Source organism: Anatilimnocola floriformis, from assembly GCF_024256385.1.
Lineage (GTDB): Bacteria > Planctomycetota > Planctomycetia > Pirellulales > Pirellulaceae > Anatilimnocola > Anatilimnocola floriformis.
On sequence record NZ_JAMLFW010000001.1, the window covers coordinates 531350 to 546792 of the forward strand.

At 59.0% G+C, this 15443-nt stretch carries 12 protein-coding genes; 6 read left to right on the forward strand and 6 right to left on the reverse strand.

What is annotated here, in order from left to right:
- Positions 1–6: 6 nt before the first annotated feature.
- Both M9Q49_RS02090 and M9Q49_RS02095 read right to left on the reverse strand, forming a co-directional pair.
- Positions 7–1458 (reverse strand): DUF1501 domain-containing protein, encoded by a 1452-nt coding sequence (locus M9Q49_RS02090; protein ID WP_254506989.1) that lies wholly within the window; start codon positions 1456–1458, stop codon positions 7–9.
- A gap of 260 nt (positions 1459–1718) precedes the next feature.
- The gene (locus tag M9Q49_RS02095) at positions 1719–2378 is read right to left on the reverse strand and encodes a metal-dependent transcriptional regulator (protein WP_254506990.1); all 660 of its coding nucleotides are present in this window, start codon (positions 2376–2378) and stop codon (positions 1719–1721) included.
- A 90-nt stretch (positions 2379–2468) separates the two neighbouring features.
- Here M9Q49_RS02095 and M9Q49_RS02100 point away from each other — a divergent pair, with 90 nt between their 5' ends.
- The 4 genes from M9Q49_RS02100 to M9Q49_RS02115 all read left to right on the forward strand — a co-directional run bounded on the left by M9Q49_RS02100 (position 2469) and on the right by M9Q49_RS02115 (position 8446).
- Positions 2469–3806, forward strand: coding sequence for a dihydroorotase (locus M9Q49_RS02100; protein WP_254506991.1), 1338 nt, complete (start codon positions 2469–2471; stop codon positions 3804–3806).
- A gap of 170 nt (positions 3807–3976) precedes the next feature.
- Positions 3977–5728, forward strand: coding sequence for a hypothetical protein (locus tag M9Q49_RS02105; RefSeq protein ID WP_254506992.1), 1752 nt, complete (start codon positions 3977–3979; stop codon positions 5726–5728).
- Positions 5729–5832: 104 nt separating this feature from the next.
- A complete protein-coding gene (locus tag M9Q49_RS02110) occupies positions 5833–7185 on the forward strand; it encodes a DUF1800 domain-containing protein (protein ID WP_254506993.1) in 1353 nt (450 codons plus the stop codon).
- A gap of 7 nt (positions 7186–7192) precedes the next feature.
- Positions 7193–8446: a DUF1501 domain-containing protein gene (locus tag M9Q49_RS02115; RefSeq protein WP_254506994.1), complete on the forward strand. Its 1254-nt coding sequence runs from the start codon at positions 7193–7195 to the stop codon at positions 8444–8446.
- A gap of 81 nt (positions 8447–8527) precedes the next feature.
- Here M9Q49_RS02115 and M9Q49_RS02120 read toward each other — a convergent pair whose 3' ends face one another.
- Positions 8528–8920, reverse strand: coding sequence for an endonuclease domain-containing protein (locus M9Q49_RS02120; protein WP_261365015.1), 393 nt, complete (start codon positions 8918–8920; stop codon positions 8528–8530).
- Between the two features lie 111 nt (positions 8921–9031).
- A complete protein-coding gene (locus tag M9Q49_RS02125) occupies positions 9032–9583 on the reverse strand; it encodes a peroxiredoxin (RefSeq protein ID WP_254506996.1) in 552 nt (183 codons plus the stop codon).
- 993 nt (positions 9584–10576) lie between these two features.
- Here M9Q49_RS02125 and M9Q49_RS02130 point away from each other — a divergent pair.
- The gene (locus M9Q49_RS02130; RefSeq protein ID WP_254506997.1) at positions 10577–12316 is read left to right on the forward strand and encodes a BamA/OMP85 family outer membrane protein; all 1740 of its coding nucleotides are present in this window, start codon (positions 10577–10579) and stop codon (positions 12314–12316) included.
- 95 nt (positions 12317–12411) lie between these two features.
- The gene (locus M9Q49_RS02135; RefSeq protein ID WP_254506998.1) at positions 12412–13962 is read left to right on the forward strand and encodes a BamA/OMP85 family outer membrane protein; all 1551 of its coding nucleotides are present in this window, start codon (positions 12412–12414) and stop codon (positions 13960–13962) included.
- A gap of 18 nt (positions 13963–13980) precedes the next feature.
- Here the strand turns inward: M9Q49_RS02135 and M9Q49_RS02140 are convergent, their stop codons facing one another.
- Both M9Q49_RS02140 and M9Q49_RS02145 read right to left on the reverse strand, forming a co-directional pair.
- Positions 13981–14367, reverse strand: a complete 387-nt coding sequence (locus M9Q49_RS02140) for a hypothetical protein (protein WP_254506999.1) — start codon at positions 14365–14367, stop codon at positions 13981–13983.
- The gene (locus tag M9Q49_RS02145; protein ID WP_254507000.1) at positions 14364–15437 is read right to left on the reverse strand and encodes a DUF1559 family PulG-like putative transporter; all 1074 of its coding nucleotides are present in this window, start codon (positions 15435–15437) and stop codon (positions 14364–14366) included. The genes M9Q49_RS02140 and M9Q49_RS02145 overlap by 4 nt, the downstream gene beginning before the upstream one ends.
- Positions 15438–15443 lie beyond the last annotated feature (6 nt).

Here is a 15443-nt window from a genome sequence, read left to right on the forward strand (position 1 = left end):
GTGGACTCACGCGAGCAGATCAAAAACAACTCGACCATGCACGTCGGTCAAACGACGATCGATGCCGTTGTGATACCAGGTCAGCCGCGTGTGATCGATGCCGAGTAGATGGAGCACCGTGGCGTGCAGATCGTACACGGTCATTGGGTCGCTGGTTGGTTGATAGCCGACCTCGTCACTCTCGCCGTACGAGAAGCCGCGCTTCACGCCGCCGCCGCACAGCCAGCCGGTGAAGCACAGGTTGTGATGATCACGCCCCTTGCCGTTTTCGCCCTGCGTGAACGGCGTGCGGCCGAACTCGCTCGTCCAAAACACGAGCGTGTCGTCGAGCAAGCCACGGCGCTTTAGATCCTTCAGCAAACCGGCGACCGGTTTGTCGAGCAGCACTCCCTGCGTGTCGTGATTCTGCTTCAGATCTTCGTGCGCATCCCAGTTGATCCGCGGCGAACCGAGCGCGCCGCCGTTGTAAAGTTGCACGAACCGCACGCCCCGCTCGATCAATCGCCGCGCGAGCAAACAGTTCCGACCAAAACCCGCAGTGAGAGGTTGATCGATCCCGTAGAGCGCTTGCGTCTCGCGCGTTTCCTGCTCAATCCCCACCGTCTCCGGAATGCTCACCTGCATCTGCGCAGCGAGTTCGTACGATCGCAGTCGCGCCGTGAGCGCCGAATCGAGCGGATACTCCTCTGCCATTCGGCGGTTCATTTGTTCGAGCGCTTTCAGCGCTGCCGTGCGTGCTTCCGGCGAAACATCCTTCGGCGTTTGCAAGTTGGCAACCGGCTCCGTCTTCGCCGTGTCAAACGCAACTCCCTGATGCAGCGCCGGCAAAAAACCATTCCCCCAGTTGCTCGCGCCGCCATTCACAATGCCGCGTGGATCGGGCAGCACCACGAACGCCGGCAGCGACTGGCTGTCGGTCCCCAAGCCATAGCTGAGCCAGGCACCGAGGCTCGGATAGCCGTTGAGCGTGAAACCCGTGTTCATCTGAAAGCAGGCCGGCGTGTGCGAGCTACTCTTGGCCACCAGACTGCGAACAATCGTTAGATCATCGACGCACTCGGCAATATTCGGCAGCAAACTGCTGACCCAGGTGCCGGTCTCGCCATACTGCTTGAATGAGTAAAAACTCTTCCGCAGTTTGCCGATCTGCCCAAAAAACGGCTCGATCTTCCCCTTGCCGACGAGCGGCTGATTGTCGAGCTTCTCCAGCTCCGGCTTGTAATCAAACGTATCGACTTGGCTCACCCCGCCGGGCGAAAAAATATGAATGCACCGCTTCGCCCGCGGCGGATGATGCAAACCGGTGACGCTCCGTTTCTTTTGGCCTGACGTCTCCTCACCGAACCCATCGCCGGTCAGCAGCGCTGCCATCGCCATCGCGCCGAGACCACTCGCAGAATGGGCAAGCCAATCGCGGCGGGAAGATATGCTCGGTGTTTGAACTGGAGAAATTTGCATGGATTCCAGTTTACTTCATCCGCAACGGTCGCTTCAAATTGGACCCATCGTCGTCTTTCGCTCCGCGAAAGATAATGGAGGTTAAATCAAGCTGCGTCAAACGGGCTCCGCAATGTTCCGGCTTTGGCTAGCCGATGTCGAAAGCTCTATCGCAGCAAATAGGTGCACTCGCGGAATGCCGAAAGTCGCGAAGCTCTTTCGGCGGCGCATGGTTAGTCTGCCTCGATTTAACTTTCGCGGAGCGAAAGTCGACAATGGGGTTACTCGCGGCTGACGAGTACTTGCTGCGCCAGCGGCATGCTGAGCGAAGCCTTTGCTTCGGCAACTTCTAGCGACACGACGCCCGCTTCGCGCCGACTGTTCGTCACTCGACCCTGCACGCCGATTCTCAAGCCGGTTTCGGCCAGGTAGCGGAGGAACTCCGGCGTTTGATCGAGCACCCGTTCGATGCGAAAACCATCGCCGACTGCGAGTTCCGAAAGCCGAACGGTCTGCGCTGCCGGGAGCGTGCCGTCGGCTTTGGGAATGGGATCGCCATGCGGATCGCAGGCAGGGTATTGGAGAAAAGCGTCGATCCGATCGATCAGCAGATCGCTGACCGCGTGTTCCATGTTCTCGGCTTCGTCGTGAACTTCGTCCCAGGTGAGTTCCAGCGTCTTGGCCAAAAACAGTTCGATCAATCGATGCCGCCGCAACACGCGCAGCGCGAGCGCGCGACCAGCGGGCGTCAATTCCGCGCCGCCGTATTTCACATAAGTGGCTAGGCCCGATTCACTCAGCGTCTTCAGCATGCTGGTCACACTGCTGGGCGAAACCTTCAGCAATTCAGCAATCTGGCCGGTGCTTACCGGGCGATTGTCCTGCAGCGAACTGATTTGAAAGATCGCTTTGACATAATTTTCGATCGTCAGACTGGCCAAGAGATTCGCTCCGCGAGTGATGAGAACTTCGATTGTAACCAACCCACCCGTCGCTGACACCGTGACCATTCATTCGCTAAATTCAGGCATATGAAAACTCTCATTCGCCATGCTCAAGTTGTCCTGCCCCACGAAACCGCTAGCGTTTCGGTCCTCGTCGAAAACGGCAAGATCGCCGCCATCGATGCCGCCGCGCACACCACCGCCGATGAAATCGTCGACGCTCGCGGCTTGCATTTGATTCCGGGTGTGATCGACGATCAGGTTCACTTTCGCGAGCCGGGACTCACGCACAAAGAAGATCTCTACACGGCTTCGCGAGCCTGTGCGAAAGGAGGCGTGACGACCTTCCTGGAGATGCCGAACACCAATCCGACGACGACCTCGGTCGCCGCGCTGCACGACAAGCTGGCCCTCGCGGCCAGCAAGTGCCTGGTGAACTACGGCTTTTACATCGGCGCGACAACGACGAACGTCGCCGAACTCGCGCACGCGCATCGGACCCCCGGCATCAAGATTTTTATCGGCAGCAGCACCGGCAACATGCTGGTCGATGAGCAAGCCGCACTGGAAGCGATCTTTGCCGAAACGACGCTTCCCATCTGCGCTCACTGCGAAGACGAAACGACCGTCCGCGAGAACAGTGCCAAGTTTGCCGGCACGACGAACGTTGCCGACCATTCCAAGATCCGCGATCACCGCGCTGCCGTCATCGCGACCAAGCGAGCCATCGATCTGGCTCATCGGCACAACCATCGCTTTCACGTGCTGCATGTTTCGACTGCCGACGAAGTGCCGTTGCTCGCCGATCATCGCAAGCTGATCACGGCCGAGGCTTGTCCGCATCATCTCCTCTTCAGCATCGACGACTACGCCCGCCTCGGCACGCTCGTGCAGATGAATCCTTCGCTCAAAACCAAAGACGACTGCCGCGGATTGTGGCAAGGTTTGCAGGATGGCTTGATTCAAGTCATCGCCACCGATCACGCGCCGCATACGCTCGAGGAAAAACAAAAGCCTTACTCGCCCGACCACGGCGGCAGCCCGTCGGGACTGCCTGCCGTCGAGAACTCACTCGCCCTGATGCTGAACGAAGTGAACCAAGGCCGCTGCACCTTGCAGCAAGTGGTTCACTGGATGTGCGATGCCCCGGCCCGGGTGTGGGACATTGTCGACAAAGGTCGGATCGCCGTTGGTTACGATGCCGACCTGGTACTCGTCGATTTGCAGAAGACGGCCGAGGTTCGCAACGAGACGCAAGAGACGAAATCGCGCTGGACTCCCTGGCATGGCGTGACCCTCACCGGTTGGCCGGTGCGGACGTGGGTCATGGGCCAGGAAGTTTTTCGCGACGGGCAGATTCACGCCAATATCCGCGGCAGCGAAGCCCGTTTCGATCACGCCCGCGGCGGTTATTGGTCGACGTAAGTTCGCGTGGCGAAGGGCAACAGCCCAAGAATTTTATCGGTGTTAATGCTAATTCTCGGGAGCGGAGCTAACTTCGCGCCGCTCCCTGGAGACTTTTTTTGAAACTGCCGCCCCGCGCGATTGGTACAATTGGCGACTCTCGATCCGCTCCCTCACGCGAGTGCCAGGCCATGACCGCTCCGCTGCGAGTTCGCCTCGTCGGTTGTTTCCTTCTCGGATCTCTGTTGCTGAGCGTGCCATCGTTCGCCGCGGAGAAGACCGCCCGCGACCTGCTGCCAGCCACGGTCATCGGTTACGCCGAGTTGCCGCAGCCTGGCAAGTTGATCGATCTGTTTGTCGATCACCCGCTGTCGAAACAGTTGCAAGCCTTGCCCGAATATCAGCAGGCCATGCAACGACCCGAATATCAAAAAGGACTGGAAGCTCTCGCCGCCATCGAAAAGGGGCTCGGTGAAAAGCTCCGTCCCGCGGCTGGCAAACTGACCAGCGGCGGCGCGTACTTTGGTTTCGATCTCGCCAGTCAGGGTGTCGTGCTGCTAATCAAATCGAGCGATGCTGCGCTGGCCGACAAGGCACTCGACACCAGCTTGGAACTCGCCCGCGCTGCCGCCAAGGAACAAGGAAACGGCGATCCAGTAAAGAGCGGTGAGTTTCGCGGCATCAAGACGCAGCAAATTGGCGATCTACGCCTGGCCGTGAGAGACGGCTGGATGATCGCGGCGAACAAATCGCTGACGCTGTCGTTCGTCCTCAACAACTTGCTCGATGAGAAGCCAGAATCGCTCGCCGGAGAAATGCAGTTTCAAACGGCCTACGCCAAACGTTCGCCCACGGCCTGCCTCTGGTCGTACATCGATCTCCGTCTGCTCCGCAGCACCGGCATTTTGAAAACGCTCGCTTCGCAAAAGAGTGACAACCCCGCCGGCGAACTTTTGGCCGGCGGCATTGTTACTGCTTTGCCCGATGCACCGTACGTCACAGCAACGCTCGAAGCCGATCAGCAGCGGTTCGCCCTGTCGCTGGCCATGCCCTGCGATACGGCCGCCGCCGCGAAGAAAAAGGAGTTCTACTTCGGAGTCGCAGGCCAAGGTCAATCGCCGCCACTGCTCGAACCCAAGCACACGCTCTTCACGCTCAGCACCTACCGCGACTTCGGTTCACTGTGGAAGAACGCACCCGACCTCTTCAACGACGAAATCAACGCCAAGTTTGTCGAAGCCGAGGGTGGTTTGAAAACGCTCTTCGCCGGCCGCGATTTTCGCGATGAGATTCTCGGCAATTTGCTCCCCGGAATGCAGATTGTCGCCGTCCGCCAGCAGTACAAAGCGGGCGATGTGATTCCCGCCATCAAGTTGCCAGCGATCGCGCTAGTCATGCAAATGAAGAACCCCGAGACCTCGCGGATTTTCAAAGTCACCTTTCAGAGCTTCATCGGCTTCATCAATATCGCCGGCGGTCAGAACGGCATCGATCCGCTCGATCTGAACAGCGAAAAAATCGGCAATGCTCTGGTTGTTTCTGCCGAGTATCTGCCCCCTGAGGATGAGAAGACCAAACTAGCCGCACCGCCGCAGTTCAATGCTTCTCCCACGGCCGCCTTCGTCGGCGACAAATTCATTCTCAGCAGCGCTAAGCCCCTCGCGATCGAATTGCTCGATCTCGTACCAAATGCGCCAGCCACGCCGACAGGCACGAACACGGCGATCAAAATCGACGGCCAAGTGGTGCAAGCCGCCCTCGACGACAACCGTGAATCGCTGATCACGCAAAACATGCTGGAGCGCGGTCACGATCGCGACGCCGCCGAAAAGCAAGTCACCGGCCTGCTCGCCGCCGGCAAACAAATCGCCGGCACGACGCTCAAACTAATGCAAAACGCCGGTGAACTGCGCCTCGATTGGGAAATCAAGTTGAGTAAGTAATTCTTACTTCCTCGCCTCGGTACTCCGCGTAAAAACCTGGGGAGAGCGTTGGGGTGAGGGGCCGTTCGGCGAGTTCTTTCTGCGCATGTAAAAGAGTCGATCTTATGAATCTCTCACCCACCGAAGCCTGGCTCCCCTACGAACCCTCGCCAGCCCAACCCTTCGACCGCCGCGCCGCCGCTCATCTCTTCCGCCGCGCCGGTTTCGCCGCCACCTTCGCCGAACTCAACCAAGCCGTCGAACGTGGTCCGCAAGCCACTACGCAGCGTCTCCTCGCGGGTGAACGCGGCAGCGAACCCTTCGCCGACAGTATGCAGCGATTCGCCACGTCCGTCCTCGGCCGCGACAGCACCGAAGCCCTCGCTTCGTGGTGGCTGTATCGCATGCGGCACACACCGGCGCCCCTCCTCGAAAAAACAACCCTCTTCTGGCACGGCCATTTCGCGACGTCTGCCGCCAAGGTCAACGTAGCCAAGTTGATGCTGCGGCAGAATGATTTGCTTCGCGCGAACTGCTTCGGCGATTTTCAGGCATTGGTGAAAGCGATCGGCCGCGATCCGGCCATGCTGCTCTACCTCGATTCATCGACCAACCGCAAAAACCATCCCAACGAAAACTTTGCCCGCGAGGTGCTGGAACTCTTCACGCTCGGCCCGGGTAATTACACCGAGCGCGACATTCAGCAGCTGGCCCGTTGCTACACCGGCTGGGAGATTCAGCACGAGGAATTCAAGTTCAACTCGTACCAGCACGACACCGCGAGCAAAACGATCTTCGGCCGGAGCGGCGATTTCGACGGCGACAGCGCGCTGCCGATTGTCTTCGATCAGCCCGCTGCGGCGACTTTCACGGTAACCAAGCTGGTCCGCTACTTCGTCGCCGATGAAGCTTATCTGTCGCCTGAATGGATCGCGCCACTTGCGCAGCAGTTTCGCGCTTCGCAATTTCAAGTCAAGCCGCTGCTTGAGACGATTCTCTCGAGTCGGTTGTTCTATTCGCCGGAAGTGCGCGGCGCGAAAGTTCGTTCGCCGGTCGAACTGACGATTGGATTCTTGCGCAGCTTCGATGCCGGCGCCAATCTGCAAAATTTGGTGAGCGGCCTGCGCGGCCTTGGTCAGCTGCCGCTGTTTCCACCGAACGTGAAGGGTTGGAATGGTGGCCGGCAGTGGATCAATGCGTCGACGATCGTGGCCCGCGCGAACCTGATGAAGAAGCTGATTCAGGAAGCGAGTGGCCGATTCGGCGGCACATCGCTGGTCGAATGGCTGAAGCAACATGGCATGGAACGCGGTAAGGATGCCGTCGCCGGGCTCACTGATTTGCTGCTGCCTGTCGCGTCCCCCGCCGATGTGCAGGAAAAACTAGCGGCCGCTTTCGATACGACCAAAGACCGTGAGAACGCTGTGCAGAATGCGCTGCATATGTTCTGCACGTTGCCGGAATACCAATTGAGCTGAGGACGTTATGCAAAACTACACGCGTCGCCGTTTTCTCGCCGATGTTTCGGCTTCGGCTGCGACTGCCGGGATGATCTCGCTCGCCGGCAGCACGCCGTTGTTCCTCACCGAATCGGCGGCCGCTGCCGCCGAGCAAAAAGGGGATAACATCCTCGTTGTCGTGCAACTCAGCGGCGGCAACGATGGCTTGAACACGGTCATTCCGTACAAGCACGAGCTCTACAAAAAGGCTCGGCCGAGCCTGGGGCAAGATGCCGCGACGGTCATCAAGCTGAAGGACGATCTGGGCCTGCACACCGCACTGAAGGGCTTCGGCAAGTTGTGGGAAGCTGGCCAACTTGCGATCGTGCAGGGCGTCGGTTATCCCAACCCGAATCGTTCGCACTTTGAGTCGATGGATATCTGGCACACGGCGAACTTGAAGATCGGCGATCGAACGAGCGGTTGGTTGGGGCGGACGTTCGATCGTCTCAAGCTCGATCGGCCGCAACTTGAAAACGCAGAGTCTTCACCGGCGCTGCATCTCGGCGGAGAAGAACAACCCCTCGCGCTGGCCGCCCGCGACGTGCCAACGCCGTCGATCACTTCGCTTGATCAGTTCAAGCTCGATACCGGGAGAAGCGAACCTCGTCGGCAAGCTATCGAAACGGCAGCAGCAGCGGCGCGACCGGCTGAGAACGATCTGCTGAAGTTTGTCGCCACACGTTCGACGGCGGCGCTCAAGCTGTCGCATCATTTGGAGCAGGCCGCAAAGGAATACTCGACGAACGTCAAATATCCGGAGACACAACTCGCTGGCAAGCTGAAGCAAGTCGCGCAGCTCATCGATGCTGGCCTCGGTAATCGCGTTTACTATGTCACACTCGATGGCTTCGATACGCACAGCGAGCAAGCCGCCGCTCACCAGGGCTTGTTGCAGCAATTGGGCGACGCTCTGTTTTCATTCACCGAGGATTTGAAAGCTCACGGCCATGCGGAGCGCGTGGCATCGCTCGTCTTCAGCGAGTTCGGCCGGCGCGTGCAAGAGAACAGCAGTCGCGGTACCGATCATGGCGCGGCAGCGCCGGCCTTTGTCATCGGCAGCAAAGTAAAAGCCGGTTTGATCGGCGTGCATCCGAAACTGGATGACCTCGACGACGGCGATTTGAAATTCCACACCGACTTCCGCAGTGTGTATTCGTCGCTACTGACCAACTGGCTAAAGTGGCCGACGCAACCGGGAATTGCCGATGCCGTGCGAAGCGTGGAACTATTCTCGTAACGCTACCACGGTTCGAAGCAATCGTTTTCGTACTTGAACTCCCTCGCCCCGGTACTCCGGGGAGAGGGTCGGGGTGAGGGGCTAGATCTGCGTTTCACTCCGGCCACCCAATCCGACCAACTCTATACACTTCTGCCAAATCAATTCCGCCACTCCCTCCGCGTTTTCATTCACATCGTGATTCGTGTAGCGAATCACGGCAAATCCCCGTTCGACAAACCAAGCCTGGCGCGCTGCATCGGCTTCTTCTTTTCCTTGATGAGACTTGCCATCTAACTCGACTACCAGACCAGCATCCGGACAAAAGAAGTCCGCGATGTAGTTTCCGAGTGGATGCTGCCGGCGGAATTTGAACCCGCCTAATTTGCGATCACGCAGCAAATGCCAGATAGCAGCTTCTGCGTCATTGGGAGCTTGACGCATTTCGCGAGCGCGCTCGTTGAAGAGTGCCCCGTTACGAGGGCGGTGGCGCATGGTGTGCGTTCCGGAGAATATTCCAATTGAGAAGTTACTCGCGGCTCGGCCCCTCACCCCAACCCTCTCCCCGTGAGTACACGGGGAGAGAGGGAGAAGGAATTGTCTGCGTTACGACTTCTTCGCACCCACGCCCAGTTCCTTCAACTTTGCGGCGACATCGGCGCCGTGCGATTCGGTCTTCACGCCCTTGTCGACGTACAGCACCTTGCCGCCTTCGCCGATGTAGAACGTGACGCGGTTGGCGGCGTTGCCTTTGTCATTCAAAATGCCGAACGCCTTCGAGACCTTGGTGTCCGGATCGCTAAGGATTGGATAATCGAGCGACAGGGATTCGGCGAACGCTTTATTCCCCTTTTCACCTTCGATCGGATCGGTGCTGGCAGTGAAGTAGGCCACGTCGAGGCCCTTCAGCGACGCGCTGTTTTCTTTCATGCTTTTGCACTCTTTGGTGCAACCGCCCGTAAAGGCCCGAGGAAACCAGGCGACGACCACGGCTTTGTTGGTCTTCAGCAGTTCGGCGAGTTTATAGGTTTTGCCGTCGCTCCCCTTGAGTTCGAAGTCGGGGGCAGTGTCGCCAACCTTGAGAGGTTCGGCGGCAAACAGCGAGCCGCAGCCCAACGCGACGACCGTGGCGAGAGCGAGAGATAGAAGCGATTTCATGAACAATCTCCGGTAGGAAAGGTGGGAAGAAAAACATGACCGCAGGTGCTTGGGAAAGCTAACGCGGTGTTGGCAGCGGGCTGAGGACCAACCTACCGCAGCGATATCCCACATTCAAGTTAAGGGCCGATCGAGCAGTCGCTAGCAAATTTGAACCGCCGACGGGTCCCTCCGCCGCTGACCGAGGCGATCCTCGCCCTCCCACAATCAGCGCCAGCGTGAATGGCTCCTCCCAGAGTAACCGTTCACGCTGGCAATGCATGCATCGTGAGCGCTCGGCAGGCAGCATCCTTTCCTGCTCCCCTCGCCCCGCTTCGGGGAGAGGGGCTGGGGGTGAGGGGTGAACCGAAGCGAGAGTGTGCTAATGAGCACGCACTATGGATTGCCGAACAGTTCGCCAGAAAATTGAGTCAAACTCGCGCATTATCCCCTCACCCTCGACCCCTCTCCCCGAAACGGGGCGAGGGGAGAGAGAAAAGGCCGCTGACGGCGTCGCTGGCGTGAATGGTTACTTTCAGATTTATGGCGGACCAAAGTTGTCCGCGCTGATGTGTCTTTATGGGGCCGGGCGGTAGGTCCACAGTCGCGGACGGACGTGGAAGTGAAACGAGCAGGCATTGTCTGGACCTGTTCAAACTCAGCTGCGACCGCTCCGTTGGATGGTGATAAAGTGTGATATTCGAGACCCGATATCGCAGTCATTTTTTGTCCTTAAGTCTTACCTAGAAACAACTTATAGATGAAATCGAGTTTTGCATCACCTGTTATATTCTGGGGGTATGAAAGGGGGGGCAGTTGTTCCAGAATTGTTGGCTGGCGTGAATGGTTCACGGCGACCGGCGGGCAAAAGCTCCCTTGCCACTCACAGCACCTTTCAGTACAGATACGCCCCCTTGAATCCGCCCGGGCGGCGGTGCGCTGCTGCGCGCCACTTGCTGGCGGAAAAAGAGGGATGCTGTAGTTGCTATCAACCGTTCTGGGGCCAGATTTATCATGCCGATCAAGCGAACCTTCGCCGCAACTATCTGGTGTGGAATGCTGCTGGTCGCGAATGCCGCGCTGGGGCAAGGCGCCGGGCCGCCGCCGAACTATCAGAACAGCGGTGGCAACTACGCCCCCAATGGCGCGCCGAACACGGTGCCCACGGGCTATCCCGCTTATCCGAACATGCGGCCGCCGGCGCTGCGCGACGATCAGCAAAACATGCCGCCGAATGCCAATCCGCACGACATCAATCGCGCGCTCAATCCCAACGGCCCGCCGCCGGACGGCAAGCCGCAGGAAAATCCGCAGCTGGTTGTCGACGTGCAGATTCTGGGCATCGAAAAGTCGCGTGAGCACACGGTGCAGAAGTATCTGCATACTCGCCGCGACAAAGAGTTCGATCCGGAAATGGTGCAAGGCGACGTTCGCCGGCTCGTCAGTTCGGGGCAGTTTCGCGACGTGCGCACGTACACCCGGCCGGCCGCCAACGGCATCATTGTGATCTATGAAATCTTCGAACGGCCGCGCATCAAATACATCAAGCACATCGGCAATCGCGATGCCGGCGAAAAGAAGCTCGCCAAGGAACACGCCCTGAAAGTCGGCGATCCGCTCAACGCTTATAACGCCGAAGAGGGCCGCCGCAAGATCGAGGAGTGGTATCACAAGAACGGCCATCCCAAGGCCCAGGTGTCGATCATGGAAGGAGACAAGCCGAACGACAAAGGGCTGGTCTATTACATCAACGAAGGAAACCTGGAACGGATCGAAACAGTCTCGTTCCGCGGCAACACCGTGGCCAGTGATCAGCGGTTGAAGACGCAAATCGAATCGAAGCCCGGTTGGTTCTACTATTTCTTCGGCGGCAAGGTGGATCGGGCGAAGCTCGATTCGGATGTCGAGAAGCTGACTGCTTATTACCGCCGGCTCGGTTACTTTCGCGCTCGCGTCGCCCGCGAGTTGGATATGGATGAAAGCGGCAAATGGGTCACGCTAACGTTTGTCATCGACGAAGGCCCACGCTATGTCGTTCGCAGCGTGAAGATCGAAGGGGTCGCGAATTTTCCAGAAGCACCGCTGCTCGGTTTCATGGATATCAAGGCCGGTGAGTATTTCCATCAGGACAAGATGAACAAGGACATTACCACGCTGACCGATTTGTACGGCAGCAAGGGCTTTGTCTTTGCCGACGTGCAAGCCGATCCGCGGTTCCTCGAGGAGCCGGGCCAGATCGATCTGGTGTATCGCGTCAAGGAAGGCGAAGTCTTTCACATTGGCGATATCAACGTGCACGTCGGCGGCGAATATCCCCACACCCGCGATGCAGTGGTGCTGGTGCGTTCTGGTTTGATGCCCGGTGACCTGGCCGACATGCGGAAGATTCGTGACTGGGAACGTCGGTTGAAGTCGTCACAGTTGTTCGAAACCAATCCGCAACAAGGCGACGCGCCGCGGGTGGCCCTCGGCACGCCGTCGGTCGGCAATGCAGCCAATATTGCCAAGGGCAAAGGAAGCAACGGACCAACCATCCGCGGCCAATCGCCCGACTATGGCCCGCCTCATCGCGCACCCTATGTGCCGCAACCACTCAACCAGCCGCTGTATCAAACCGGCCGGTATGACGCGCCCGCTCAGCCGCAAATTCCGCAGCAGCCCGCTTATACACCGCCGCTGCAATTTAATCCCCCAACATCGGATTTTCCCGCTTCGCCACTTCCTCAAAATCGCGTTGATTTTTGGGGAAACTAGCGCTGACGAAACTTTGACAATCCCGTAAAGTCCGCGCCACTTATCGATAGTCGACTGCTGCGACTAACGCAGGCCTGCTCAGGAACCACCCGCTGATGACCCGCAAGCTGCAATGCCGAACGCTCTGGACCCAAGTGGCCCAGTTCCGCGTATTTCCGGCCATGGCGCTCGCGTGTGGAACGCTGCTCATTCTCTTATTCAGCGTTGATTCAGCTCGCGGTCAGTATTACCCGCCGCAAGGTCCGCCGACGAATTACGGCGCCAATCCTTACTTGCAACAACAGCCTGCCGCTCAGCCAGGTTACGCGCCGCAACCGGGCTATGCACCACAGCCGGCATACAATGGCCAACCGAACTACGGCCAACCCGTGTCGGCGCCAGGCGGATTCAATTCGCCGAATCCTTATCTGCAAGCTGGTCCGGGTGGACCAACAACCGCCTATCAACCCGCGCTGCCACCGCCGCCAGGAATGCCGCCATCGGGCTCGCCGATGATCAATCCCAACGGCTCGCCGTTTAATCCTCCTTCGCCGCTCGATAGTGCGCCGCAGTACTTGCAGCCCGAACCCAACACCACGCCCCTCGATGTCTATGTCGAAGAGACCCGCACGGGCCGCTTCATGTTCGGCGTGGCGGTGAATAGCGATGCAGGCGTGACGGGGCAGATCACGATCGACGAACGCAACTTCGACATCATGCGTCCCGCCACCACTTGGGACGACTTCATGAACGGCACGGCCTGGCGCGGAGCTGGCCAAGGCTTTCGCATCGAAGCTCAGCCTGGTAACCAAGTACAGCGGTACATGGTCAGCTTCACCGATCCGTACTTCCTCTATACGAACATCAGCTTCAGCGCGAGTGCGTTCTACTTCGACCGTGGTTACTACGACTGGTCGGAATCGCGTTACGGTGGCCGCCTCGCTTGGGGTTATCGTCTGACGCCCGACCTCTCGGTGACCACCGCACTACGAGCCGAAAACATCAACCTCTTCAATCCTCGCGTGCTCACCGTGCCGGAGCTGAACTCCGCACTCGGTAAGACGGATCTCTTCAGCGGCAAACTGACGCTGACGCACGATACTCGCGACTTGCCTTTCATGCCGACCGAAGGTCACATGATTGAAATGTCGTACGAGCAGGCCTTTGGCGATTACGACTTTCCGCGCGGCGGCATCGATTACTACCAGTACTTCCTGCTGAACCAACGCCCCGACGGTTCGGGCCGTCACACTCTGGCCTTCAGCAGCCGACTCGGTGTCACCGGTTCGCAAACGCCGATTTTCGAAAACTACTTCGCGGGTGGTTTCTCGACGATCCGCGGTTACTCGTTCCGCGGTGCCTCGCCTATCGAAAATGGTGTGCGCGTCGGTGGTGAGTTGAGCTGGCTCAACTCGGTTGAATACTTCTTCCCGCTCACAGCCGACGACATGGTCAAGGGAACCGTCTTCTGCGACTTTGGTACGGTCGAGCGAGACATCGCCATCCGTGGCGAAAACTTCCGCGTCGCGCCGGGCTTCGGCCTTCGCATTAATGTGCCGGCCCTCGGCCCCGCGCCGCTGGCTCTCGACTTTGCATTCCCGATTCACTCAGCGACGGGTGACGACCGGCAAATGTTCAGCTTCTTCTTTGGCTTGTCTCGCCAATAGTCAGCTGAGGCGGCCGGCTTAGCTATTTGCTGCCGGCCGAATCAACCACGCCACGATCAGCAAAATCGCCGAGCCGATGAAGACGGCGGGCGCGACGATGCCGATGCTATGGGTGCCGACCGCGAGCAGCAGCGCGGCGAGCGGGCCCAGAATCGCGCCCACGGCCAGGCCAGACAACATTCCCGCCACGCGGTTGAAGTGAAATACGCCGACTGCGATGCCGATCATGCTGCCCACGAAGGCGCTGACGATCGTAGTAACCGCCAGCTCGAACGCATCTTCGTACCAATCGAAACGACTCGCCCGCAGTAGCGGCCCGATCGCTCCCGCCACAATCGCGGCGCACGTCAGGATCAGAAACAGCAGGGCGAGTGGATAAGTGCGATTGCTGGAAGGAGCGTTCATGGCTGTTGCGCCAGTTGGCCATCTCGGCGGTTAATCAGAGCTTGCAACATGGGCAAAGTAAGAGTGCTCGACAAAAAGCGGACGCTGCCATCGCCGAACGCGGCGTTCATTCCTTGGGGATGGGTGCTGCCGAACCCGCCGACGTATTTCGGGTCGTTGAGCGGCAGCGGTTTGGGTGGCGGTGGCTTCACGCGTTTCTGCGGCTGCCAGTGCGGATCATAAGGGCCGCCCGGGGCTGGCGAAGGCGGAACTGGCACGCCATTGGGATCGGGCACCGCTGCTTCCGGAGCATCGTCGGGCGGCAGGGCCGCTTCAGGAAAGTCAGCCTCCTCCACTACCGGCGTGATGCGCTCGAACGGCGTGGGCGTTGTTTCGGAGGTAACCTCTGCCGGATTCGGATAGCCAAAGTTGCCAGGTCGCGGCAGGCCGTCGTGATAGTTCAGGTAATTCATCATCACGCCGCCGTTGCGCAGTGTCGCCCGCGTCCCCGACAGCCAGCCGAGATCAAACGAATCGGTGATTTTCTCGCCGAGGAACAAAGTCGCCGAAGCGCCGTCGGCCAAGTCGTCGAACGTGAGTTTGCTGTTCAAGTAAAACACGCCGTTGTTGGTTTCGCTGATCGGTTGCTCCTGATCGTGGTGGGCGGCAGCGAAATCGCTGTAGACAGCGCCATGACGCGGGCTCGACGGGCAACGAACGAGGTTCGGCCCGTTCTCTCGCGCGACCGTGTTCTTAGCGTCGTACACACTCACCGCTTGGTCGATCTGCTTGTACAGGTTTTGCTGCTCTCGATAGGGAAGGACGTGAGCGATCCAGGTGAGATGATTGTCGTTCGGCAAATTTACGACCGGCGACTTCGCGGCAAGCGTGCCCGGTGGATAAACGAGCTGCGCTTGCTCGTACTGATGAATGCCGATGGCGAGTTGCGACAGGTGACTCGCGCAAGTCGCTCGCCGGGCCGCTTCACGAGCGGCTTGCACGGCAGGAAGGATGATCGAGACCATCAAGCCGATGATGGCAATGACGACGAGCAGCTCAACCAGCGTGAAACCGCGACGACGAGAGGACATGGCAAA